This is a genomic window from Cognataquiflexum aquatile, from assembly GCF_003316845.1.
In the GTDB taxonomy this organism is placed as follows: domain Bacteria; phylum Bacteroidota; class Bacteroidia; order Cytophagales; family Cyclobacteriaceae; genus Cognataquiflexum; species Cognataquiflexum aquatile.
On the sequence record NZ_QMIK01000002.1, the window covers coordinates 236,700 to 258,541 of the forward strand.

At 42.4% G+C, this 21,842-nt stretch carries 23 protein-coding genes; 9 read left to right on the plus strand and 14 right to left on the minus strand.

Annotation, left to right across the window (positions count from 1 at the left end; translation table 11 throughout):
• The first annotated feature begins 453 nt into the window (after positions 1 to 453).
• Positions 454 to 2,565, plus strand: coding sequence for a T9SS type A sorting domain-containing protein (locus DQW11_RS07460; protein WP_113923431.1), 2,112 nt, complete (start codon positions 454 to 456; stop codon positions 2,563 to 2,565).
• Positions 2,566 to 2,567: 2 nt separating this feature from the next.
• Here the strand turns inward: DQW11_RS07460 and DQW11_RS07465 are convergent, their stop codons facing one another.
• The 10 genes from DQW11_RS07465 to DQW11_RS07510 form a co-directional block, all read right to left on the minus strand.
• On the minus strand, positions 2,568 to 4,469 hold the full coding sequence (locus DQW11_RS07465) for a tetratricopeptide repeat-containing sensor histidine kinase (protein ID WP_113923432.1): 1,902 nt from the start codon (positions 4,467 to 4,469) through the stop codon (positions 2,568 to 2,570).
• Positions 4,470 to 4,604: 135 nt separating this feature from the next.
• Positions 4,605 to 5,426 carry a 3-methyl-2-oxobutanoate hydroxymethyltransferase gene (panB, locus tag DQW11_RS07470; protein ID WP_113923433.1) on the minus strand — a complete coding sequence of 274 codons (822 nt, stop codon included), beginning with the start codon at positions 5,424 to 5,426 and terminating at the stop codon, positions 4,605 to 4,607.
• 6 nt (positions 5,427 to 5,432) lie between these two features.
• The gene (locus DQW11_RS07475; protein WP_113923434.1) at positions 5,433 to 5,936 is read right to left on the minus strand and encodes a phosphoribosyltransferase family protein; all 504 of its coding nucleotides are present in this window, start codon (positions 5,934 to 5,936) and stop codon (positions 5,433 to 5,435) included.
• Between the two features lie 55 nt (positions 5,937 to 5,991).
• On the minus strand, positions 5,992 to 6,324 hold the full coding sequence (locus DQW11_RS07480) for a type II toxin-antitoxin system RelE/ParE family toxin (protein ID WP_113923435.1): 333 nt from the start codon (positions 6,322 to 6,324) through the stop codon (positions 5,992 to 5,994).
• The gene (locus tag DQW11_RS07485) at positions 6,314 to 6,514 is read right to left on the minus strand and encodes a hypothetical protein (protein ID WP_113923436.1); all 201 of its coding nucleotides are present in this window, start codon (positions 6,512 to 6,514) and stop codon (positions 6,314 to 6,316) included. The genes DQW11_RS07480 and DQW11_RS07485 overlap by 11 nt, the downstream gene beginning before the upstream one ends.
• 92 nt (positions 6,515 to 6,606) lie before the next feature.
• Positions 6,607 to 7,530, minus strand: coding sequence for a ribosome small subunit-dependent GTPase A (gene rsgA, locus DQW11_RS07490; protein ID WP_113923437.1), 924 nt, complete (start codon positions 7,528 to 7,530; stop codon positions 6,607 to 6,609).
• Positions 7,527 to 8,948: a 3-deoxy-D-manno-octulosonic acid transferase gene (locus DQW11_RS07495; protein ID WP_232826704.1), complete on the minus strand. Its 1,422-nt coding sequence runs from the start codon at positions 8,946 to 8,948 to the stop codon at positions 7,527 to 7,529. The genes rsgA and DQW11_RS07495 overlap by 4 nt, the downstream gene beginning before the upstream one ends.
• A gap of 62 nt (positions 8,949 to 9,010) precedes the next feature.
• A complete protein-coding gene (creD, locus tag DQW11_RS07500; protein WP_113923438.1) occupies positions 9,011 to 10,360 on the minus strand; it encodes a cell envelope integrity protein CreD in 1,350 nt (449 codons plus the stop codon).
• A gap of 48 nt (positions 10,361 to 10,408) precedes the next feature.
• A complete protein-coding gene (locus DQW11_RS07505) occupies positions 10,409 to 10,699 on the minus strand; it encodes a winged helix-turn-helix domain-containing protein (protein WP_113923439.1) in 291 nt (96 codons plus the stop codon).
• Positions 10,696 to 11,313, minus strand: coding sequence for a hypothetical protein (locus tag DQW11_RS07510; protein WP_113923440.1), 618 nt, complete (start codon positions 11,311 to 11,313; stop codon positions 10,696 to 10,698). The genes DQW11_RS07505 and DQW11_RS07510 overlap by 4 nt, the downstream gene beginning before the upstream one ends.
• A 520-nt stretch (positions 11,314 to 11,833) precedes the next feature.
• Between DQW11_RS07510 and DQW11_RS07515 the strand changes: the two genes are divergently transcribed.
• Entirely contained in the window at positions 11,834 to 12,319 is a 486-nt protein-coding gene (locus DQW11_RS07515) for a low molecular weight protein-tyrosine-phosphatase (protein ID WP_113923441.1), read from the plus strand.
• A complete protein-coding gene (locus DQW11_RS07520; RefSeq protein ID WP_113923442.1) occupies positions 12,312 to 13,187 on the plus strand; it encodes a fructosamine kinase family protein in 876 nt (291 codons plus the stop codon). Before DQW11_RS07515 ends, DQW11_RS07520 begins: the two co-directional genes overlap by 8 nt.
• Here the strand turns inward: DQW11_RS07520 and DQW11_RS07525 are convergent.
• A complete protein-coding gene (locus tag DQW11_RS07525) occupies positions 13,176 to 14,450 on the minus strand; it encodes an aspartate kinase (RefSeq protein WP_113923443.1) in 1,275 nt (424 codons plus the stop codon). The two genes, DQW11_RS07520 and DQW11_RS07525, sit on opposite strands and share 12 nt — an antisense overlap.
• 57 nt (positions 14,451 to 14,507) lie before the next feature.
• Here DQW11_RS07525 and fbp point away from each other — a divergent pair, with 57 nt between their 5' ends.
• Positions 14,508 to 15,548, plus strand: coding sequence for a class 1 fructose-bisphosphatase (gene fbp, locus DQW11_RS07530; RefSeq protein WP_113923444.1), 1,041 nt, complete (start codon positions 14,508 to 14,510; stop codon positions 15,546 to 15,548).
• Positions 15,549 to 15,555: 7 nt separating this feature from the next.
• Here the strand turns inward: fbp and DQW11_RS07535 are convergent, their stop codons facing one another.
• The 3 genes from DQW11_RS07535 to yihA all read right to left on the minus strand — a co-directional run bounded on the left by DQW11_RS07535 (position 15,556) and on the right by yihA (position 17,316).
• On the minus strand, positions 15,556 to 15,861 hold the full coding sequence (locus tag DQW11_RS07535) for a hypothetical protein (protein WP_113923445.1): 306 nt from the start codon (positions 15,859 to 15,861) through the stop codon (positions 15,556 to 15,558).
• Between the two features lie 89 nt (positions 15,862 to 15,950).
• The gene (locus tag DQW11_RS07540; protein ID WP_113923446.1) at positions 15,951 to 16,394 is read right to left on the minus strand and encodes a DUF5606 family protein; all 444 of its coding nucleotides are present in this window, start codon (positions 16,392 to 16,394) and stop codon (positions 15,951 to 15,953) included.
• Positions 16,395 to 16,707: 313 nt separating this feature from the next.
• On the minus strand, positions 16,708 to 17,316 hold the full coding sequence (yihA, locus tag DQW11_RS07545; RefSeq protein ID WP_113923711.1) for a ribosome biogenesis GTP-binding protein YihA/YsxC: 609 nt from the start codon (positions 17,314 to 17,316) through the stop codon (positions 16,708 to 16,710).
• Positions 17,317 to 17,542: 226 nt separating this feature from the next.
• Here yihA and ubiE point away from each other — a divergent pair, with 226 nt between their 5' ends.
• The 5 genes from ubiE to DQW11_RS07570 all read left to right on the plus strand — a co-directional run bounded on the left by ubiE (position 17,543) and on the right by DQW11_RS07570 (position 21,675).
• A complete protein-coding gene (gene ubiE / locus DQW11_RS07550) occupies positions 17,543 to 18,265 on the plus strand; it encodes a bifunctional demethylmenaquinone methyltransferase/2-methoxy-6-polyprenyl-1,4-benzoquinol methylase UbiE (RefSeq protein WP_113923447.1) in 723 nt (240 codons plus the stop codon).
• Positions 18,214 to 18,999: a type IX secretion/gliding motility protein PorT/SprT gene (gene porT / locus DQW11_RS07555; protein WP_113923448.1), complete on the plus strand. Its 786-nt coding sequence runs from the start codon at positions 18,214 to 18,216 to the stop codon at positions 18,997 to 18,999. Before ubiE ends, porT begins: the two co-directional genes overlap by 52 nt.
• Before the next feature lie 254 nt (positions 19,000 to 19,253).
• Positions 19,254 to 20,012, plus strand: coding sequence for an SDR family NAD(P)-dependent oxidoreductase (locus tag DQW11_RS07560; RefSeq protein ID WP_113923449.1), 759 nt, complete (start codon positions 19,254 to 19,256; stop codon positions 20,010 to 20,012).
• An 11-nt stretch (positions 20,013 to 20,023) separates the two neighbouring features.
• Positions 20,024 to 20,776, plus strand: a complete 753-nt coding sequence (locus DQW11_RS07565) for a M15 family metallopeptidase (RefSeq protein WP_113923450.1) — start codon at positions 20,024 to 20,026, stop codon at positions 20,774 to 20,776.
• 143 nt (positions 20,777 to 20,919) lie between these two features.
• Positions 20,920 to 21,675 (plus strand): ThuA domain-containing protein, encoded by a 756-nt coding sequence (locus DQW11_RS07570; protein ID WP_113923451.1) that lies wholly within the window; start codon positions 20,920 to 20,922, stop codon positions 21,673 to 21,675.
• Positions 21,676 to 21,842 lie beyond the last annotated feature (167 nt).

Genomic DNA, 21,842 nt, shown 5'->3' on the forward strand with positions numbered 1-21,842 from the left:
AAAGGAATGGCATTGAAACTATTTTATCTCGGCCTCGACAAGCTCGGCCACCGATGTTGTTCTTGGGAGAAGGGGAGGAGGAAAAAGCGGCTGCGCCGCTTTTTCCTCCTCCCCCTCCAAACGCCGAATCTCCGGTCCCTGAGCTTGTCGAAGGGTAAATTACTATTATGTCATTGGTAGTTGTTAAAATTGGCATTTACAGAAAAGAGAATGAAGGAGGAATAACCGTCATCCTGAACCGTAGCTTGCGGAGGTGAAGGATATCAAAATTCAATATAAGAGATCTTTCTCCCGTACAGCTGTCGGGATCGTACCTCGGATTCAAGATGACGAGACACCAATCGGCAATCCATTCCTATCACGTTTAATCTCGCAATATCAAATTAAAGGAATCCCAAACATCTTATATCAAATTCATTCGTTTAATTTTAGGGCTTATACGTTTCCGTTTTGATGAGATATTTAATTCTGATTTTGTTTTTTTCGACCTTCACCTTGGCAGTGGGGCAACAGACTTTTTCTTTTGACCAAAGCAAAAAAATAAGTCAAAATGGGATTGAAATCCTGCTTCCTTTTGCAGTAGGGATCAATGCTTCCCAATACCAGAGAATGGATGCCAACGCAGACGGAGAGGAAGAATGGGTCGTTTGGGATATCAATGCAAGAAGGGTTTTGGTTTTTGAAGAAACCGGCAGGGAGTTCAAATACCTTCCCGAAATGAGCTATTTTTTCCCCAATGACATCAACGGGTTTTTGATTTTGGAAGATTTCAATCTGGATGGTAAAAAGGATTTGTTTACAAGTTCGCCATTTGGCATCAAGGCTTATAAAAATATCAGTAACTCGGGAGATTCATTTCCAAAGTGGGAAGTCGCCCAAAACTTCCTCCGATTGGAAAACGGCTCCAACCTCACCGCCAATAACCTAGACATTCCCATGGTCCTGGACATTGACGGCGACGGGGATCTGGATATAGCCTCCTTCAATTTGGGAGACTATGTAGACTTTTACCTCAATACAAGTGTGGAAAGAAAAGGAACTGCAGACATCGACGCTTTTGCTTTTCCCGAACCTTGGTGGGGCAGGTTTGAATTTTGCGGTTGTGGGACTTTCAGTTTTGGAATAACTTGTGAAGGACTTCCCATGGGAAGGTTGGCAGATGCCGGACCCGAAAACCGGATCCTGCATACCGGCGGACATTCTGTTTTGTATTCAGACTTTGATAATGATGGGGTGAGGGATTTGCTTTTGGGAAGGGATGAATGCAATACGCTTTATTTTTTGCCAAACAAAGGAACAGACCGGCAGCCATTGTTTGATGCTTTTTCTCAGGATGTTCCGGGGTTTGGGACTTTGCCGGAATTTCCTATCTACCATGCTGCTTACCTTTGGCAAAATAGCCTGATTGTGAGTAGCAATTCCTCAGCTTCATCGGGAGTATTCAAATCCGATTTTACTGAGAATGTATTTGAAATATCTAAAGGAAGCTCCGGATTGCCTACCAAAAGACCTTTTTTGCAGTCGGACATGTTGGATTTGGGAGAAAACTCCAGGCCTTTTTTCAAAGGGCTGACCACCTCGGGGGAATTGGTAGTCACGGCCAATTCACTTTCAGATGGCAAAGTATTGGGCATGGCGTACCGCTATGCCATCAACGGTGAAGAATGGGAATTGGTGGAAAGTGATTACTTGGATCTTTTTGCATTGGACTTTACCGACCTTCAATATTTTGAATATCTCAATTTCGGCAACCAACAAACCTTTTGGATCAGCGGGGTGGATACGGTCAACAATGCTTTGCAGCGCAGGATATTTTTTGGGACAAATCAGGATTTTACTCAGATGCAGGAGGTTTTGATTCCCGGAACTGTTTTTCGTCCTTTGGACCATATCGAGATTTTTGCGTATGAAAAAAAGGATTACCTGCTCTTGGCCCGGCAAACAGGAGAGTTGCTGCTTTATTCTGTTGATTTCACCGCTTCAGCGGTTCTTACTCTTGTTGAGGGTAATTTTTTGGGTTTTTCTGATAATCCCGGTTCCAGAAATCTCAGTGTCCATGCGATACCTGGACAAAAACCCTCCCTGTATGCCGTGGACCAAAGGGGAATTTTATTTTACATCTCCGATTTTATGAACCAAAGCGAAAGGGAAACTGTCCAGGTAATGCTGCCTGAAAACCAGACCTCACAAACCAAATTTGGAAGAAACACTTGGATCACCTCAATGGCAAAACCATTTTCGGAAGAAAGGGATTTATTGTTGGGCAATACAGCAGGAGGATTGGAGTATCTGGAATTTCGGGGTGAAGGCACCTTGCCGGGAGATGGAGAATTTTTGGCTAAAATCTACCCAAATCCCAACAATGGATTTTTTAAGGTTTTGGTATCCCAATCCGGTACCGGAAGAATTGTCAACAGTTTGGGACAAATCATGGCAGAGGATATCTCGATTCCCGCAAATGTTGAACTTGAAATCCAATTGCCTTCTGCCGCGCCAGGTTTGTACATTTTCCAATTTACCAATTCCGAAGGCCTGAGCATCAGCAGGAAAATTGTGGTGATATGATACTAAGGAAGTTCTTTTTCTTCCAAAATCATTTCAGGAAAAATCGGTAACGGCAAAGAAAGTATAAAAGTGCTGCCCTGACGGTCCGGAAGTGTGTCAAGCTCCCATACTGCATTGATACGCTGCAATCGGGATTGGATATTTCTCCAACCGTTTCCTTTTCCGTCATCCAAGATGGACGCGTCAAAACCCATTCCGTCATCTTCGATGACAATGCTTACCTCATCTTCATGCCTGACCATTTGGATAATAATGGAGGTCGCCTCAGCATATTTGACCACATTATTGACCCATTCCTGGATTACCCGATACAGGGAAATTTCCTGGGTTTCAGTAAGTCTTTGTTCCATCCCATGTGAATCGACAGAAATCTGGATAAAACCACTTGCATTGATCCTTCCCGAAAACTCCATTACCGCCTCTTTCAATCCGGATTGAATCAGGGTCGCAGGCATCAGGTTAAAGGAAATATTCCGGATCTCGGTGTGCATTTCCTTCAATATTGTTTCTGTCCGTTCCTCAGGATTTATTTTTCCGTTTGGTTCTTTTTCCATCTTGAGTTGCTGGATATTGAGCTGAAGGGCGGAGATCAATTGGCCAAACCCGTCATGAAGGTCTTGGGCAAAGCGTTTTCTCTCCGTTTCTTGGGATTCCAGGGCAGCGTTTAAATAAGCTTCTTTGACGCTGATTTCCTTTTCTTTTTCAAGGATTTCCTGTTTTTTCTGAAACCTGTTTTTATTGAGAAAATGTACCGCCACCAATAAACCAATGATGATCAAAAGCAAAATGACGAAAATGAAAACCCGCTGAAGGCGCTGTTCTTTTTCTTTTAATTCAAGTTCACTTTCTTTGATTTGTTGGTCTTTGAGCGCGGTTTGGAATTTGGTCTCAAGGTCTTTGGCGACTTTGGCCCGATCTGCCGCAAACAAGGAATCTTTGATGGTGATCAGATTTTCCATGCTTTTTAAGGCTTCCGCATAATTCCCGGTTGCTTTATGGATTTTGGCCTGCTCATCGTAAATCCAGGTGTAGAGTTCGGCATATTGGGATTTTTCGGTGTAGCGTATTCCCGAATCCAACAATGCCAATGCTTCCCCGTAATTTTTGGCAACATTTTCCGTCATCCCTGAATTGATAAAGATAACGGCTTTTGCATAGTCATTGTCAGTTTTCTCATACAGTTTCATCCCTGCCCTGTTGTATATTCTGGACTTTTCGATATCGCCTTTCAGCAAATAGCCATAACCTATATTGACAATGGTGGGAGAAACATCCATCGAATCCAAAGGAGGGACAAACTCCATGACCCTGTTGTAATAAAAAAGGGTACTGTCAGGAAGGTTCATTTCACTGAAAGCTGCCCCAATGATATTTAGCGCTCCTGTTTTAAAGGCAGGAAAAGTATCTATTTCATTCTCGACGGCTTCAAAAGCTTTCTTTCCATAGAATACTGCTTTGTCATAATCATGAAACAGACGGTGGACTTGGGACAATGCCCTATAAGTGTCGCTGATCAGTTCAGCACGCTTGGTGGGTAAGATCACTTCAAGTTCCTGAAGGTAATATTGGATCGCTTGGTCATACAGTCCGGAAGTCTCATAGTAGTAGCCTATTCTATCGAACACTTCAGATTTTCTCACTTTATCAGAAGAAGAGTCTAAAAGTGGGATCAATTCCTTCTCTACCAAAAGCATGGAATCACGTGCCTTCAAGTCACTGTAATACTGGTGAAGTGCAAAAAGATAAAGCACATTGTCATTAGGGGTTTTGACCTTTTCTTTTGCTTTCAAAAAATACCTTTGGTTGTTACCCTTTGAATTTACCCCACTATCCAAAAGCGCCGCAAGTTCTTGGGCATTTGCTGACAAAGAAAAGAGAAGAAAAATGACCGGTAAATATTTCATGGGTGATCTGACTGAGAGCAATATACAGATGGAAAATAGAATAAATTATTCTATTTGAATGGATTATATCCATAAAAATGTAAAAAATTAGCTCCAAGACTTCTTCAGCCTTGATTGAAAAAATCATCTATCTGATCAATAGCTTTCCTCCTTGGTAGGAAAATCTCTTGATTTTACGTCACTGATATAATCTTGTACAGCCTTGGTCATGATAGACTGCAAATTGGCGTATTGTCTCAGAAATCTTGGTTTGAATTCCTGATTGATGCCAAGCATGTCATGGACTACCAAAACCTGTCCATCCACATCCGGTCCTGCACCGATTCCAATGACGGGAATGCTGACCGTTTCGGCAACTATTTTGGCCAAAGACGCGGGGATTTTTTCTAAAACAATCGCAAAGCAGCCACAGGCTTCCAGCAATTTGGCATCTTCAATCAACTTATTTGCTTCCTCTTCTTCCTTGGCCCTGACGGTGTATGTCCCAAATTTGTATATCGACTGCGGAGTCAGTCCCAAATGTCCCATGACGGGAACTCCGGCACTGAGAATCCTGACAACAGATTCTTTGATTTCGGCCCCGCCCTCCACTTTGATGGCATGTGCCCCGGATTCCTTCATGATCCTGATGGCGGATCTCAAGGCTTCCGAGCTGTTGCCCTGATAAGATCCAAAAGGGATATCCACTACGACAAATGCACGGGAAACTGCCCTTACCACAGAAGTCGCATGATAGATCATCTGATCCAAAGTAATCGGAAGGGTAGTCTCATGCCCGGCCATGACATTGGATGCGGAGTCACCGACCAAGATGATGTCTATCCCTGCGCCGTCCACGATGCCTGCCATCGAAAAATCATAGGCCGTCAACATGGATATTTTTTCTCCACGGGCCTTCATTTCCTGAAGGATATGGGTGGTGATTCTTTTGATATTGGAGGAGTTGTGGACAGACATGGAGGATCAATGTAGGTGGACAGTGTGGTTTTGAGAAGATAAATCGACGGTAATATGCTCGCTGAGTGTGGTCGCCAATTCCAATCCCGTGTAATCCGGAGATACCGGAAACAGTTTGTGGCTTCTGTTGACTAGGACAGCGACTTCTATTTTTTTGATCGAAGATTTGAGAAACGGCAACAAGGCGTAGACTAATGTTTTACCGGTGTTGAGGACATCATCCACGACCACCACACATTTATTTGACAGGTCTATTTTTTCAGACAGCAATACATCTCCCCTGTTTACATCCGATTTGTCCAGGATGATTTCAAGCACAGTCACCTGCAAAGGAGATATTTCTTTCAGTGCTCCGGCAAGGGATTCAGCCAACTGATGGCCCATTCCTGTAATCCCGGCAAAAACAATACTGGATTCGGAAGCATTGCGCTCATAGATTTCATAAGCCATGCGGGTGATTTTCTGACTGATCTGACGGTGGTTCAGTACCAAAGTCTTGGTCTTGTTCATGGGGTTGTCATTGAAAAACGAAAATTAAAGCAATTGGCGGTGGTTTCAAAGGTTTTTACTTAAGTCCTGCATTTTTGAGGATCTCATGAATCTGATCTTTCGTGAGGTTATCGAGTTCTCCCTTATCATAAATGTAAACCAAATAGACCTCTTTTTCCTCTGTAATTAAAAAAGTTATGATTCTTACACCGCCAGATTTTCCTTTTCCCTTTGAGGAAACCGCCATCCTGATTTTATATATTTGGTTACCTAATGGTGTTCCTATAAATGGATTTTCCTCAAGTATGGAACAGATTTCCTCAAGTTCACTTACAATTGAAGGATACTTTTTCTTGAGTTTCTTAGAAAGTTTTAAAAAACTTTGGGTAGGGTAGACCTCATATTTCATCTATAAGGTCTTTAAATCTCTTCTTCTCAATTTTCCCGTCTTTCATGGCCTTGACTTCTTTCAGGCTATTTTCTAATCCGATTAAAGCCTCATGATCAACCTCTTGTATTTTGACATAATCCAGCGTTTGGATAAAATCCACAAAGGTTTTGAATTTATTATCCGGGATATTTAGAGTGATTTGTTTCATGAGAGACCTTTTTCAAATATAAAAACTTAGAATTGACTAAAAAAATTCTTTTTGGTCATGGTTTTTGATGTTTCAAAGTTTCCAACATCCATCTATCGGTGGTCATCCTCCTCATTCAGAATATTGACATAGCTGTCATAGCGGTAAGGATGGATAAATCCCTCCTCAAGTTTTTGAAGGACCACACATCCCGGTTCGTTGAGGTGCTGACAGTTATTGTACCGGCACTGACCGAGGTATTTCCTAAACTCCGGAAAATAGTGGGACAGTTCAAATTCATCAATGTCCAAAATCCCAAATTCCTTGATGCCAGGAGTATCTATCAGGTAGCCTCCACCTTCGATTTCAAACATCTCGGCAAAGGTGGTTGTGTGTACTCCTTTGGCACTGAATTTTGAAATCTCTTTGGTAGCCTGTACTGCTTCAGGGACGATTTTATTAAGCAAAGTAGATTTACCCACACCGGAGTGGCCAGATAGCAAGGTCGTTTTTCCCATCAATAATGGAAGAAACTGTTCCTGCAATACGGTACTGTTCAAGGCCGAAATCTCATACACCGGATAACCCAAGGGCACATAAATGTCCTTGATGTCCTGCAGGTATTCCATGTCTTTGTCCTTGTAAGTGATGTCCATTTTATTGACCAAAATGGAAGTAGGGATCCTGAAGCTCTCTGTACTGACCAAAAACCGGTCAATAAAACCAAGCGATGTTCTTGGGTTTTTTAAGGTGATAATCAAAAAAGCCTGATCAATATTGGAAGCGATGATATGTGAAAAATGGTTTTTTCGGGTGGATTTACGGATAATGTAATTTTCTCGGGGAAGGATGTCTGTGATGACAGAGGAAGGTTGGTCGGCTTCCTGCTCAAGGAGAACATAATCACCGACTGAAATCGGATTGGTCAACTTGAGGTCATCCTGCTTGAATTTGCCACGGAGACGAGCATTGAGGAGCCCTTTTTCAGTTTTGACCGTATACCAGCTTCCCGTGGATTTGAGGACCCTTCCTTTCATGCTTGGTTGATTTTGGTGATGACGGTATCCATGATTTTATTGGCGCTGCCAACATTGTCTGTGACAAGTTTTTCAGCGGCTTGGCAAGCTTGAAGGTAATGGCTTTGGTCTGACAAATACAGGATTGTCTTCTCCAATTGTTTTGTGTTTGATACCGAAAACCCACAACCGTATTCCTGACTGATTCCCGCTTCGGGAAATTTTCCTTCCTTTTTGAGTTCGCCAAAAATAACCGGAATCCTGTAAGCAATGGCTTCCAGGATATTGTGCAGCCCTTTCCCAAAAGCTCCGCCGACATAGGCGAGATTTGCAAACTGGTACAAAGAAGACAACATCCCGATATTGTCTATAAACAACACCTCAGCATTTTTCTGACCTGAAATTTCAGAGTATTTAAGCGATGGCCTATCTATTTTGGATTTCCAGTCTGCCAAAGTTTCAAGGTTGATATCATGGGGTGCGACAATGAAAAAATACTCCGGATGGGCATTGATGAAAGGAATCAGGACTTTCATGTCCTCCTCCCAAGCTGAACCAACCACCATTGTTTTCCTCCCATTGACAAGGGGAAGTATTTCCGGAAAAGACTTGGGTGCCTCCGCTATCGATTTTACCCTATCATATCTGGTATCCCCGGCGACACTCACCTGATGGAAGTCCAATCCTTCGATCAGGATTTTGGTTTGGGTATTTTGGGTAAAAATATGGTCAAATGAGGTCAGTATTTTTTTAAAGAATGTCCCATAACCTTTGAAGTAAATCTGGTCTTCCCGCATCGATGCCGAGAAAAGAAACAGCGGGATGTGTCTTTCTTTTGCTTCCAAGATATGGTTTGCCCAAAGGTCGTATTTGACGAAGAAGCCGATTTTTGGATCCAAAATTCCCAAGAAATTCTTGGCATTCGTGGCCGTATCAAAAGGAAGGTAAGTGATGAAGTCCACATTTTCCTGTGCTTTTCTATTGGCTATTTCATAACCCGAAGGACTAAAAAAACTGACTACGATACCATATTCAGGCTTTCGGTGCTTCAATTCGGCAATGACAGGTTTTGCCTGTTCGTACTCTCCGAGCGAAGCTACATGAAACCAAGCAATGGGTTTAGAAAATCCCGACTTGAATGCTGTCAATCTTTCGAAAAGGTCCTTTCTGCCATCCACCAGTTTTTCAAGCTTGGCATTGCTACCTTTAGAGATTCCCGCCAGTTTTGAAAATGTCCTTATCGAAAAATCATACAGTGGTTTCATGCCCCAAAAATAGGGATAAAGATTCAAATCCCCCTCAAAAGGAATTTCACCTTTGGAGAGGGATTTGGAGTAAAATTTGAAGCTGTTCCGGTAATCTTTCTGTAATCGTGTGTTAAGTACGTTTTTTTTAAAGATGACAGATGACGGATGACCGATGCCGCATGCTTTCCTCATTCAGCGCGAGGGTTTATATAGTTTGGTGATGCAACGGTGGTTTCCAAAAACCAAACATCTCTTTACTGATTCGGGTTTTCTTCTGATTTTCCTAGGCTCATTTTGTTCCAATCTATGTTCCTGGTGATGTACATCGTGGCCGCTAGGATGATAAACAAACCGATGCTTCCCATCAGAAGCGCATAATCCTCCATCTGTAGCGTCACAAACAAGAACCCAAAGGAACCTAGAAGCACAGTCGCCAAAATGAGGGTGTATTTTTTTACCCTGAACAAGGATAGAGAATAAAGACAAATGGTACCAACGACAGCAATGGTGGAAATCAGGTACGCAATGTTGAAACTTACCTGTTCCGAAATGGACACCAAAAGGATATAGAAAAGACAAATCGCAAATCCTACCATCGCATATTGGAAAGGATGGATGTTCTTTTTGCCCAATACTTCTACCAGGAAAAACATAAGAAAAGTCAATCCTATAGTCATGAGGGCATATTTGGCCGATCGGGTGGACTTTTGGTAGTCTTCCATAGGCGAAAGCAAATCCACGCCAAAGGATGCTGATTTCAGATTTTCCGCATAGGCATTGTTGATCCATGATTGGGGATAATTCCTGTTCAATTCCAAAACTTTCCATTCTGCTGTAAAACCTTCCTCAGTCAAATTTCTGCTGTTGGGCAAAAATTTTCCGTCAAATTTTGGAGCAGTCCAGGGAGATTCGATTTTGACATCTGTCGTCTTTCCTGTCGGGATAAATGAAAGGTTTTTGCTCCCTTTGAGCTTGAGGTGAATGGTAAAGGGGATGGATTCGCCGGCCTTGAATTCATGGTTTGCCATCGAAATACTGAATCCTGAAGGAATTACTTTAAAAATTCCAGTGCCGGGATTGACCTGCTTTTTTTCTCCATTGACAATAAACTGTACTTCGTCTTCAATTCCCCTGAGGTCCGTCACACCAAAAGAAACCTTGGCTTCCCCATGGTTGAATCCCACAAAATCCTTCTTGTCAAAATCATCCAACACCATGAAACTTCCTGTGACGGCAAGGTCCGAACGGTAAACTACCCCTTTGAAAATTCCTCTTTTCAGGATTTCAGGAAGTACTTTTCCTTCAATGCGCAGGTCTTGGGGAAGAATATGGTAATCCTCTATAATCCGGGTAATCTTCCCGTCTTTTTCTGTTTCATAGACTATGGGAATAGAAAGGATCGGGCCGACGATTTCTTGGGATTCCGCCCATTTGGAACCGATTTCTTTGATGGCCTCGTCATTGAGAAAGGCTCGTTCTTCGATGACGGATTGGATCATTGCTGTCGGGATCAGGAGTAGCAAACCGAGAAATGCGATTACGACCAACTTGAGCGTGACAGAATACTTGAGAGAGAGCAGGGGTTTAAGTGCTGAGTTTTCCATGGTTGTTTTGAAAGTACTTTGAATTACAAAGTGAGTGGATAAATTTTTTTATTTTAACAGGTTTTCTATTGCTTTGAGGTGTTTGATAAATGCTTCTTTTCCGGACTCTGTGACCATGTATTTGGTATTTGGTTTTCGGTCCACAAATTCTTTTGTAAAGGTGATATACCCTTCTTTTTCCAAAGTTTTGAGGTGGCTCGCAAGGTTGCCGTCGGTGGCATCGAGGATTTCTTTAAGTGCATTGAAATCCAGAAAATCATTGACCAGCAAGGCTGACATGATTCCCAGCCTGAGCTTGTTTTCAAAAGCTTTGTCCAAGTCCTTGAGTATGTCTTTCACGATCCGTAGCGGTAGTGCATGATGATGCCGTACACAATATGCAACAGGCCAAAACCGATTGCCCAAAACAAAAGTCCAAATCCGATAAAATAGGCCGAAAGCAAGCCGAGCGCAATTTCAATAATGCCGAGACTCCTGATTTCTTCGTGGGTATATTTGGAAGCATTGACCAATGCAAGACCGTAGAAAATTAGTGTCAGCGGAGCAATGATCCCAATAAATCCACGTGAAAGGAAAATAAGACTGAGTAAGCCCCCGGTGACCAAAGGGATGGATAAGTTGATCAGCAACCTTTTGGCTTGAGAATTCCAGACTTTTTGGTTGGCCTTTTTTGCTTTCTGGGCAGTGAAAAATAGGCCTGCACCGATCGCCAGGATCAGAATCAGGGCGCCAAGTCCAATTATTGAAGCAATGGATTCAGAGCTGATTGTCACTACCTGGTAACCATAAAAATCACTTTCTGTGTAAATATTCCGGTAAGCATACCAAGCTCCTGCAAGTGCAATGATCCCGGCAGCGACTCCTGACAAACCACTGAGCGAAATAAACTTGGAAGACCTGTCCATGATCTCTTTGATCTGTCGGAGGTCTTGGATGTATTTTTCTTTTTCCATTTAAAAGTACTTTGTGATTCAAAGTAAAATAATTAAAAAATAGAAACCAAGGGTTACGAAATATTTATGGAGAAAAGCTTTCTTGCCATTACCAAAAACTTTGTTCCAAACAGGACGGAAGACCGAAGACGGAAGGTTTGTCGGCTATTTCTTAAACCCATCCTTGATCTTTAAAGCAATTTTCTCTTCCACATTACCCCATTTATTTGAAAAAATTGATTTGATTCAAGAGGCGCTACACCATGTGGTTTTTCTCCGTTCGAAAAATTGATTAAAAAAAATTTAAATTTTTATCGAAACTTTGTTTGGTGGGTTTTGTAGTTAAACCAAAAAACTTCATATAAATAAGGGAAATGTTTAATTTTTTAAGAAGTTATGGATCCGAAAATAAACTAAATCCAAATTTTATTCTGATCATGCATTTTACTTTTTCCATTGTCTTTTTTTTGATACAAAGACATCCACAAAAATTTTATAACTTGTATTCCCTTTCACCTCGAAATTGTATAAGCCCTCTAGTATGGTCAAAGTCTTGTTCATTTGTTTAGGAAATATCTGTAGATCTCCCCTAGCGGAAGGTATTTTTAACCATAAAGTCAAACAACTTGGACTTGAAGGTAAATTCACAAGCGACAGCTGCGGAACTTCGGATTACCATATCGGTGAATTGCCAGATGAAAGAACCCTCGCCTGCGCCCAAAATCACGAAATTCCGATTTCCCACCGTGCCAGACAGCTTAACCGTGTAGACATCCGCGAGTTTGATTACCTCGTAGCCATGGACATGTCCAATAAAAGGAATGTCCAAAATGTGATGACGAGACACAATATCAAGCATGACCAGTTATTCCTGTTGCGGGAATTCCATCCCAACCCAGACCATATTGAAGTACCGGATCCATATTATGGCGGTGAGGAGGGTTTTGAGCAGGTTTACCAAATAATTGACGAATCGCTCGACCATTTTTTGGAACGCCTTAAGGTTGACCATAACTTATATGTTTGAGTCCAAAGAGGTCTTTGAAAGGCTTCTTTTTCTAAGCTTTGGACCTTCGGTGAAATTGAAACAGGCAAGACTTATCGCGGCCGGCAATATTAACCAAGGCGTATTTTTGGAGACCTCCGATGGCCAGTTTTTTTTGAAAACCAATTTTGAGGAATCTGAAGATATTTTCGAAAAAGAAGCTGATGGCCTGGATACAATGTGGGCCCATTGTCCATTAAAAATCCCAGAGGTTTATAATTTTGGTCGGGAAGAATCTTACAATTTCATTTTGATGGAATGGATCGATGCTGAAAAGGCAACCTCCACTTATTGGCAGGAACTAGGTCTCGGTTTGGCACAGATGCATATGGCCACCCAAAATGATTTCGGATACAAATCCTCCAATTATATTGCTTCCATCCCGCAACAGAACCAACCCAACCATTCTTGGTCTGATTTTTTTGTACAATCCAGATTGGACCCGCTTATCGGAAGGGCATACTATGAAAGCTTGGTTGACTTGGATTTTTTGAAAAAATTCCAAAAGATTTATCCTTTGTTGGAAGATTTCTTCCCGAAAGAAAAACCTTCTCTGCTACACGGTGACCTTTGGTCGGGGAATATCATGCGCGGAAAAAGCGGCATTCCGGTCCTGATAGATCCGGCGGTATACTTCGGTCACAGGGAAATGGACCTCGCTTTTTCAAGGATGTTTGGACCTTTTGAAGAGGAATTTTATGAAGCCTACGACACTTTCTTTCCTTTGGAACCGGGATTTAAAGACCGTGTCCCTGTGTACAACCTGTACCCGCTTTTGGTACACCTCCTTCTTTTTGGCAAAAGCTATTTGCCCGGCATAGAAAAAACCGTCAGCAAATTACTCAGCTAGTGGTTTGACGACAATCTGAAAGGTCGTCCGCGTAACCTGTTCCAATAGCACCTCTTTTTCAGACATCAATTCCTCCATAATTTTCCGGTTGTGGTTTTTGACGGTGATGAGTTGCAGGGATTCATTGTATCTGATATCAAAATCCTTTGCCAAAGCAGCGATCAGTTTCTCCATTTTGAAAAGCTGTTTGTCAATCACAATAGAAATACTGATGGCCGAAGTTTGCAAAAGATTGACCCTCAGTTTGAGTTTTTCGATTTCAGTATAGACCTGATGGATGTGGGATTCATTGATAAAAGTGAAGTCCGTCACCCTGAAACTGACCAAAACCTGTTCATCTTTCACTACGATGCAGGGAACGGTATTCGGCTTGTCCACATGGTGGATTTGCGTTCCGCTTCCATCAGGATTCAAAAATGACTTGACAAAAAGCGGAATGGAAAGGTTGGCCAAGGGCTTGATGGTCTTGGGATGGATAACCGACGCCCCATAATAAGTCAACTCGGCTGCTTCTCTATAATCCAACTCCTCAAATTTCACTGTATCGGGAAATCGCTTCGGGTCGGCATTGAGTACACCTTCCACATCTTTCCAAATGGTGACTGACTGTGAACGAAGGCTATGTGCCAAAATAGCTGCGGTAAAATCAGAACCTTCCCTTCCAAGAGTGGTGGTTTTCCCTTTATCGTCTGAACCTATAAATCCCTGTGTAATGACAGGAAACCGTTCCAACTTTGCCATCAGGTGTTTTTGGCATTGGGCGGCGGTTTTTTCCCATTTGACTTTGGCAAACCGATAATCACTGTCCGTAGAGATAATCTCCCTCGCATCTTGCCAAAGGCAAAAAATCCCTTCTGCACAAAGGTATTCCTGCACAATCCTTGAGGAAATCAGTTCCCCGAATGAAACTACCTGATCGTAATATTCATCATAGTTTTCTTTGCTCAGGGGTTTTTCCAAGATCCTGTCCAGTTGGGAGAAAAAGTTTTCGATGGCTGGAAAGATCAGGTTTTCTGGTAGGAAAAGTTCCCTGCAGATTTCAAGATGGTAGTTTTTTATTTTTGCACTTTTCTCATAAAGAGGCTTGTCTTCCAGTTTGAGATTCAATAATTCTTCCAAGGCGTTTGTGGTTTTTCCCATGGCGGAAACAACAATTACGGTATGATTCCGCAATCGATTGAATAAAATTTCACGTAAGTTTTTGATAGATTTGGCATCTTTCACAGAAGCCCCGCCAAATTTGAATACAAATGTTTTTGACATAAAAATTAATTTGTAATTTTAAGTATATAAACCCAATAATTGTATTTTTCCTATACTATGAAAATCAAACATTACAGCCCCTCTGATTCCTCTTTGGCGTATTCTGTCGGCACCACTTTGGACCGTTTTATCAAAATGAAACAAGAGGAATTTCCCTTTGCCTCCGGGGAATTGTCCCAACTGCTGAGAGATATTGCCCTTGCTGCCAAGATTGTAAACCGCGAAACCAACCGTGCCGGTCTGGCAAATATCGGTGGTGCATTTGGACAAACCAATGTGCAGGGCGAAGAACAGCAAAAACTCGATGTCATCGCCAATATCCGCTTCACCAGGGCCTTGACAAAAGGCGGAGAAGTCTGCGCTGTCGTCTCTGAAGAAGACGATGAAGTCATCGACTTGCAAAACGGCTCCGGCAAATATGTAGTCGCCATTGACCCTTTGGATGGCTCATCCAATATCGATGTGAATATTTCGATCGGGACGATTTTTTCCATCTACAGAAGAGTGACGCCGATCGGCAGTCCTATCCAACCTGAGGATATCATGCAGCCCGGCAACCAACAGGTGGCGGCAGGATATGTACTCTATGGTTCTTCGACGATGTTGGTTTATACAACCGGACATGGCGTCAATGGCTTTACTTATGAACCTTCTTTGGGGGAATTTTTCCTTTCGCATCCGAATATGTCTGCCCCAAATAATGGGAATATATACAGCGTGAATGAGGGAAGTTACAACCTTTTTGAACCGGGACTAAAAGCTTATATAGAAAAATGTAAATCCCAAGAATACAGTGCCAGGTATATCGGAAGCTTGGTGGCGGACTTTCACCGCAACCTGCTCAAAGGCGGCATCTACATGTATCCTGCAACAGCAAAATCCCCAAAAGGAAAACTCAGACTGCTCTATGAAGCCAATGCTTTGTCTTTTATCGCCGAACAGGCGGGAGGTATGGCAACTGACGGGCATGGCCGGATTTTGGACATCCAACCGACTTCACTGCATCAGCGGACGCCTTTGTATATCGGTTCCAAAAAAATGGTGGAGGAAGTAGGGGAGTTTTTGAAAGTTGGGAAAGAAAGTGCTGTAAAGGTTTAAAAGTATTTCAACCTTCCGAATACTTCCTTCTGATTTCGGCTTTCAGGATTTGTCTTGCGACCAAGGCACGGGCAAGGTCGGAAGCCAAAGTTTCTGGATTGGATGTATGGAGGATGGTTTTAAGCTTTTCTTCCCCCAAATCCACCCGATAGCAGATCTGAAGGAGTTTTTCGAAATCCCGGTCGAGCATGGTTTTGATCAATGGAGTCAGCAGGGAAACCAAATCCTCCTCGGAAAATGCTTCAGCTATTGCCGGGAGTGCAAAATCCTTTTGGAGGGAATGTGCTGCTTCTGTGATCAAAGGAAGATTCATGCTAAATCATATTTGGTTTATAAACAAAGAAAGTGGGGAAAGACCCCCACTTTTATTCTAAGATTTGAACCTCAATATTTTGATTGAAATCAAGCTTCCGGTTCTGTTTCTTTGCTTTCTTCAGTGTTCTCAACTTGATCTTCCAAAACTTCGGGAGCATGTTCGCGGATGATTTTGTACCAAGCGACGAGTTTCTTGATGTCGGATGGATATACTTTTTCCTCGTCAAAATCAGGAAGCACGTGCTTCAAGAAAGCTTTGAGTTCGTCGGCATCTGCATCCGCATCCAATCCCACATCGCCTTTAAATTCCTTTTCGATGCTCTTGAGGATATTTTCCAAAGGAGTGGCACCTTCTTCGGTCATGGTGTACATGGAGATTTCGGCAAGGACAGACACCCTGTGGTTGGCACCTGCGATAAGTTTGCCTTTTTTCTCGTCCATGGATTCGAGGATGACACCTCCACGTGAAGGCTTCAGGATTTTATAGAGACCCGGTTTGCCGGAGATGGTAGCGATTTCGTTGAATTTCATTTTCTGCTTTGATTTAAAGGCTGCAAATATAGGAAGATATTTTTATGGGAATAATTAGCTAATCACTATCCTTTGGATATTGATTGATACTGGATACTAATTGATATTATTTCCGATTCAGAATTGGGCTTTGGAATTTGAAGCGCAACTTTCTTCATTTCCTTTTAAGAGAATTTAGGAAGATGGGATACCGTCACTAATTTTTTACCATATTTAATCTGTAAGTGATTGAAATTGGGAACAATATCCCAATATCCAATATCAACAAATATCCATTTTCAAAAACCAATAACCTTTAACCAAATAACCATTATCACTTTTTCGATTCCAAATATTCCCTGACTTCCACTTCTATGAATGCACTCAGTTCCTCGCGGCCTTCTTTCTTTTCGGCGGAAGTGATAAAATATTGGGGTTCTTCACCAAAGATTTCGATGGCTTTGTCCAGAAAAACACGGGCGTTGGCAGTGGACTTTTCGATTCCTTTTTTATCTGCTTTGGTAAAAACAAGTACAAAAGGAATCCCGTTTTCGCCACACCAAGTGATGAATTCCAGATCTATTTTCTGCGGTTCAAGCCTACTGTCTATGAGGACAAAGATCGCCGCAAGGTTTTCCCTTTTAGTCAGGTAATTCCGGATCATCTTCTCCCAGGTCGCTTTCATGGCTTTGCTCGCTACGGCAAATCCATATCCCGGCAAATCAACAATATACCATTTGTCGTCTATATGGAAGTGGTTGATCAGCTGGGTTTTTCCGGGTTTTTGGGAGGTTTTCGCCAAGCCTTTGTGGTTGGTGAGCATGTTGATCAAAGAGCTCTTGCCAACATTTGATCGTCCGATAAAGGCAAACTCAGGTTTATCCGGCGGTGGGCATTTGGTGTAGTCAGAGTTGCTGGTAAGAAAGACCGCTTTTTTGATCATGGCGAAATTGTTTGCCACAAAGGTAAGCCATTTGGGTTAAAAATAGTCAAGACACCCCCTCAACAGCGAAGATTGGGGAGATTTTCAAATTCCAAAAGGAGATATATAAATACACTTCTAATCTAGAATCAAATCCAAAGGAGAAATTGAAAAGGCATTAATTTCCAACAATTTTCGATTGCTCGGGTTTCCTTAGTAATATTGCAGCACATTTTGAAACACGTACATGTCAGTAGTTCCATATAAAGACAAGCAGGAAGGCAAAAAAGAACAGGTTGCCGAAATGTTCAACAACATCAGCAAAAAATATGATTTTTTGAATCACCTGCTGAGCTTGGGTATAGATATCACCTGGAGAAAAAAAGCCATTAAATTATTGCAGAAGGACCAACCAAAACTGATTTTGGACATTGCCACCGGCACGGGAGACTTTGCCATTGAGGCCTTGGCGCTTAACCCTGATAAAGTGATCGGTGTGGACATTTCTGCCGGGATGCTGGAGGAAGGCAAGAAGAAAATGAAGAAAAGAAAGCTCGATCATATCATCGACCTGCAGATGGGAGATTCGGAGAAGTTGCTTTTTGAAGATAATAAGTTTGATGCTGTCATCGTTTCATTTGGAGTCAGGAACTTTGAAAACCTGGAAAAAGGGCTTTCTGATATGTACAGGGTTTTGAAGCCGGGAGGCAAAACAGTGATCGTAGAATTTTCGAAACCCAAAAAATTTCCCATGAAGCAAGGATATAACTTTTATTTCAAATATATTTTGCCTCAGATCGGTAAATTGGTGTCCAAAGACAATGCTGCTTACACCTATTTGCCGGAATCAGTCCAAGCCTTTCCTGACGGAGAGAATTTCCTTTCAGTATTGAAAAAAGTCGGATTTAAACAAACTCAATGCAAACCGCTCACTTTCGGAATCAGCTCAATTTATATCGGAGAAAAATAGCCGTCTCCATTTTTGGCGTACTTATTCTGATAGCGGAAGCCAGTGCTCAATCCCGGTTTAACGAAATCAGCAAAGCAGGTCAGGATGAAAACTTCATTTCTTACGGATTCTTTCTTGCGGGACATTCCAATACTTGGAGAATGAAATATTCCGAGGCCTTTCTCGACCCTACCAATACTGACCTGAAAAATATCCAAAGCATTGTTCCGGTATTTTCCGGGGGCTTTTCTTTGGGATTTTTGGTGACTTTCAGGCTTCATGACCAGCTCAATCTGCTATTTACTCCCAAAGTCGGGTTTTACGAGTTTAGGACTGATGTCAATTATTTCACCGCCGTGCCGGGAAATGGAAATGCAGGGAACGAATTTGTTTACCAAAGAGACACCTATATCAACGAGGCCACGATGGTGGAATTTCCCCTGATCTTCAAGTACAAAGCCCAGAGGTTTAACAATACAAGAATGTTTTTTACAGGAGGAGGATCGGCCATGTTCCGTACCAAAGACCAGGAAGAGGCAAACATTGAAGATTTTGTGACCACAGGAAAGGACTTTACGGTAGATGTGGGAATGGGCTTTGACCTGTATTTCAAATATTTCAAATTTTCCCCTGAGGTCCGTTTTTCCCATGGTTTGTTGGATGTCTACAAACCGGAAGAGTCCAATCCTGCATTCAGGGATGCCATTTCACAAATCAGAAGAAAATCCATTACCCTCTATCTGAATTTCCAATAATGGTAAAAAGTCAGATAGTCCATGGTCGATAGTCCATACCCATTACAATGGATTTTGCCCACTGAAATGCTGTATACTGAATACTGCCTTCTCACAACGCCTCTCACTTTTCACCAATTACGATTTACCCTCAAAACCTCTGACCACTGCGAACTGAAAAACTGAAAACTGTTTACTAAACCCTACCCAATCCTTTTTTTTCCTTTCATAGATTCCCTGTTTCATTCCATGTCAATAATTTTTAGATTCAGGCTATGGAAAGGAAAATTGCGTGTATTACCGGTGCTACTTCAGGAATAGGAAAAGCCACAGCCATTGCCTTGGCTGGACTTGGCTATGCCATCATCGCGACAGGTAGGCGCAAAGAACGTTTGGAACATCTTGCAAAAGAACTTCCGGCAGGAACTGATTTATTGACACTTTGCTTTGATGTCAGAGAAAAAGAAGCTGTCCAAAAGGCTTTGGGAAACCTTCCCAAAGAATGGCAGGATGTTGATATTTTGGTAAACAATGCCGGAAATGCCCATGGACTTGACCCAATCCAAAACGGAAACACTGACGATTGGGATGCCATGATGGACATCAATGTGAAAGGATTGTTGTACGTTTCGAAAGAAATCATGCCGGTTATGATTGCCAGAAAATCAGGAACAATCGTCAATATCGGATCCATCGCCGGAAAGGAAGTCTATCCCAACGGCAATGTCTACTGCGCTTCCAAGCATGCTGTGGATGCGATTACACAAGGCATGAGGATGGACCTGAATCCATTTGGGATCAGGGTGATCGGAGTACATCCGGGTTTGGTGGAAACAGAATTTTCCATGGTCAGATTCAAAGGAGATGCCGAGCGCTCCAAAAAAGTATACCAGGGATTTCAGCCGCTGACTCCTGAAGATATCGCAGAGACCATCGCTTTTGCTGTCAGCAGACCGGGACATGTGGTTTTGGCGGATATTGTGATGCTACCTACAGCCCAGGCTTCAGCCACTGTCATCACCAAAAAACTTTAACTACTTCTCCCTTGAAAAATCTATCCTACATAATCATCCTTCTAATCTTTCTCTCCTGCGAGTCCAAGATCAATGAACAGACTTCCAACGGGGTGGAAATCGATGATCTTGTAGCAATCGGAGACGAACAGTTTAAGATTAAATACCAAGTCAGCGAACTGGAACAGAAAATCATCGATGCGGGGTTGGTGGATGTGGAAGTAGTGATTCCGGGGATTTTTGTGGATTTAAAATATTCTACCACTGATAATTTCTTTGGCAAAGATGTATATGGAGACCTGACAAGGTGCTATGTGCAACCCGAAGTCGCGGAGATGCTCAAAAAAGCCCACGAAAAACTGAAAGAAGAATATCCTGACTTGACCTTTTTGGTATATGATGGAGTTCGTCCCCAAAGCGTACAGCAGATCCTTTGGGATGGGTTGGATAAACCTGACAGCGTCAAACCGCTGTATGTAGCCGATCCAAAAGTAGGAGGTTTGCACAATTTTGGTGTGGCTGTGGACCTGACATTGGCCAAGCAGGTTACCGGTGAAGCCTTGGACATGGGAACGCCTTTTGATTTCTTTGGCTATCCGGCCTATCCCGAAAAGGAGGCCCAGATGCTGTTGGAAGGAAATATCACCAAAGAACATATCCTCAACCGGGAAATCCTCAGGAAGGTCATGGCACATGGTGGATTCACCGGCATCGGCTCCGAATGGTGGCATTTCAATGCATTCTCCAGAAAAGAAGCAGGGGAAAAATTTGAGATGGTGAAGTAGGGATTGGAAGATTACAAAATTTTAAAATTGAAAGATTGGAAAATTTCACAAAGTCTCGCTTCTGGTTTCTCGGCTCTCGGCTCTAATCTCTCGCTTCTAAATACTTGATACTAACATCTTGATACTTGATACTAAAAATTAACATGAACCTAAAAACCTACCTATCCTCCCTACTGCTCGTCTGCATCATGATGCTGGGCTTGAGCTTGGAAACATTTGCGCAAAGCAATCCTCAATTCCGTGTGTTGGTTTTCAGCCGGACCAAAGGATTCCGCCACCAGTCTATTCCTGACGGGGTTGTCGCACTAAAAAAACTCGCCAGAGACCAGATATTTGATATTTACACTACCGAAGATGAAAACTTCATTACTGACAAAAACCTGGAGCGATTTGATGTCATCGTCATGATGAGCACCACCGGGACGATTTTCAATGACGAGCAAAAAGCCGTGATCCAGCGTTTTGTTCAAGCCGGAAATGGAATCGTCGGCATCCACAGCGCCACCGATACCGAATACGAATGGCCGTGGTACACCAAATTGATAGGGGCGCAGTTTATGAACCACCCGCATCAGCAGACTTTGAAACTGAATGTCGTCAACCGTGAGCATCCCGCAACCTATCACCTTCCTGAAAAGTGGGTTTGGTCCGACGAGATTTATGCTTTCAAAAATTTCAATCCTGATGTAAAAGTCCTGATCACGGCGGATGAAAGAACCTATGATCCCAAAAACGGTATGGGAGAATTTCACCCTATGTCCTGGACCAATGAATATGACGGCGGGAGGATATTCTACACCGCGATGGGCCATACCGATTGGGCATTTTTGGATGATGACTTCCTCAAGCATATCTATGGGGGAATCTGGTGGGCTGCCAAAGGATTTCCGATAGATTAAAACCCTGAATTATCTCCTTTCAAACGAAGCAGGTCTAACAAACCTGCTTTGTTTTTTTATTCTTCCCTAAAACAAAAAAACTGTTTTTTACCGGCTTGAATGGCGATCATAAACTTTAAAAATAAATATGTTTATCCGGATGAATGCACTTACCAAAATTAACTTTA

Excerpts from the sequence above, each read along its gene's own strand:
- DQW11_RS07510 (WP_113923440.1), bottom strand. The coding sequence starts at position 11,313 with ATGGAAAAAGAAAAATACATCCAAGACCTCCGACAGATCAAAGAGATC.
- yihA (WP_113923711.1), bottom strand. The coding sequence starts at position 17,316 with ATGATCAAAAAAGCGGTCTTTCTTACCAGCAACTCTGACTACACCAAA.
- DQW11_RS07485 (WP_113923436.1), bottom strand. The coding sequence starts at position 6,514 with ATGAAACAAATCACTCTAAATATCCCGGATAATAAATTCAAAACCTTT.
- DQW11_RS07535 (WP_113923445.1), bottom strand. The coding sequence starts at position 15,861 with ATGAATCTTCCTTTGATCACAGAAGCAGCACATTCCCTCCAAAAGGAT.
- porT (WP_113923448.1), top strand. The coding sequence starts at position 18,214 with ATGCAAACCGCTCACTTTCGGAATCAGCTCAATTTATATCGGAGAAAA.
- DQW11_RS07570 (WP_113923451.1), top strand. The coding sequence starts at position 20,920 with ATGAACCTAAAAACCTACCTATCCTCCCTACTGCTCGTCTGCATCATG.
- creD (WP_113923438.1), bottom strand. The coding sequence starts at position 10,360 with ATGGAAAACTCAGCACTTAAACCCCTGCTCTCTCTCAAGTATTCTGTC.
- DQW11_RS07480 (WP_113923435.1), bottom strand. The coding sequence starts at position 6,324 with ATGAAATATGAGGTCTACCCTACCCAAAGTTTTTTAAAACTTTCTAAG.
- DQW11_RS07520 (WP_113923442.1), top strand. The coding sequence starts at position 12,312 with ATGTTTGAGTCCAAAGAGGTCTTTGAAAGGCTTCTTTTTCTAAGCTTT.
- ubiE (WP_113923447.1), top strand. The coding sequence starts at position 17,543 with ATGTCAGTAGTTCCATATAAAGACAAGCAGGAAGGCAAAAAAGAACAG.
- DQW11_RS07540 (WP_113923446.1), bottom strand. The coding sequence starts at position 16,394 with ATGAAATTCAACGAAATCGCTACCATCTCCGGCAAACCGGGTCTCTAT.
- DQW11_RS07515 (WP_113923441.1), top strand. The coding sequence starts at position 11,834 with ATGGTCAAAGTCTTGTTCATTTGTTTAGGAAATATCTGTAGATCTCCC.
- fbp (WP_113923444.1), top strand. The coding sequence starts at position 14,508 with ATGAAAATCAAACATTACAGCCCCTCTGATTCCTCTTTGGCGTATTCT.
- panB (WP_113923433.1), bottom strand. The coding sequence starts at position 5,426 with ATGTCTGTCCACAACTCCTCCAATATCAAAAGAATCACCACCCATATC.
- rsgA (WP_113923437.1), bottom strand. The coding sequence starts at position 7,530 with ATGAAAGGAAGGGTCCTCAAATCCACGGGAAGCTGGTATACGGTCAAA.
- DQW11_RS07465 (WP_113923432.1), bottom strand. The coding sequence starts at position 4,469 with ATGAAATATTTACCGGTCATTTTTCTTCTCTTTTCTTTGTCAGCAAAT.
- DQW11_RS07475 (WP_113923434.1), bottom strand. The coding sequence starts at position 5,936 with ATGAACAAGACCAAGACTTTGGTACTGAACCACCGTCAGATCAGTCAG.
- DQW11_RS07525 (WP_113923443.1), bottom strand. The coding sequence starts at position 14,450 with ATGTCAAAAACATTTGTATTCAAATTTGGCGGGGCTTCTGTGAAAGAT.
- DQW11_RS07495 (WP_232826704.1), bottom strand. The coding sequence starts at position 8,948 with ATGAGGAAAGCATGCGGCATCGGTCATCCGTCATCTGTCATCTTTAAA.
- DQW11_RS07460 (WP_113923431.1), top strand. The coding sequence starts at position 454 with ATGAGATATTTAATTCTGATTTTGTTTTTTTCGACCTTCACCTTGGCA.
- DQW11_RS07560 (WP_113923449.1), top strand. The coding sequence starts at position 19,254 with ATGGAAAGGAAAATTGCGTGTATTACCGGTGCTACTTCAGGAATAGGA.